1 protein-coding gene is annotated in these 768 nt (G+C 71.3%); it reads right to left on the reverse strand.

Annotation, left to right across the window (positions count from 1 at the left end):
* Positions 1-162: 162 nt before the first annotated feature.
* The coding region (locus AC1DWF_RS33830) for an IclR family transcriptional regulator (protein ID WP_476842863.1) at positions 163-768 on the reverse strand (606 nt) is incomplete at its 5' end.

Genomic DNA, 768 nt, shown 5'->3' on the forward strand with positions numbered 1-768 from the left:
CCATCAAGGGGCGCGATGAAGCCGGCATGATTTTGTACGCAGGGCGTCGGGATGAAGCACTCCAGCCGAGCAGCGTCGCCGGGCGCGGGGGACAGCTCGGCGGGCTTGTCGATGATGCCGTCCATCAGGGGGCCTCCTCATTTGTCGCAGGCATTAGATCGCTCATCGCGGCACGATGGTGCCCTGCGACAGCCGCACCGCCTCCGCCAGCTCCGCCGCGAGGACCTGGACGCGCGGACCGGCGAGGGCGCCGAATTCCTCGGCCAGCCGGCGGCCGCCCCCGATCGTCAGGCTGACCCCGGCCAGGGGTTCGCCATCCGCCCCCAGCACCGGCGCCGCCACGGTGCAGAGGCCATAGGCGTTCTCGCCGTCCGACAGCGCGTAGCCGCGGGCGCGGACCTCGGCGAGGCGCGCCAGCAGCAAGTCGAGATCGGTGAGCGTGCGCTCCGAGAGTTTCACGCGTGGGAGGCATTCCAGCTCCTCCACCTGCCGGTCGCGCGGCAGCCAGGCGAGGATCGCCTGCCCCAGCGCGGTGGCATAGGCGCCGATGCGTGTGCCCGGCCGACGCACCACGCCATGACGATCCAGCCCGGCATCGATGCGCGCGAGGTAGATGACTTCTCCCTCCTCCAGCACGCCGAGCGAGCCGGCATCGGCGATCTCCGGCACGAGCTCCCGCAGCATCGGCCGGGCGTGGTYGCCCAGATTATGGGCGGACAGGGCGGCATGGCCCAGCTCCAGGCATTTCAGCGCGAGCCGGAAGCGCCG

This window comes from Aminobacter sp. P4_D5 (genome assembly GCF_056401815.1).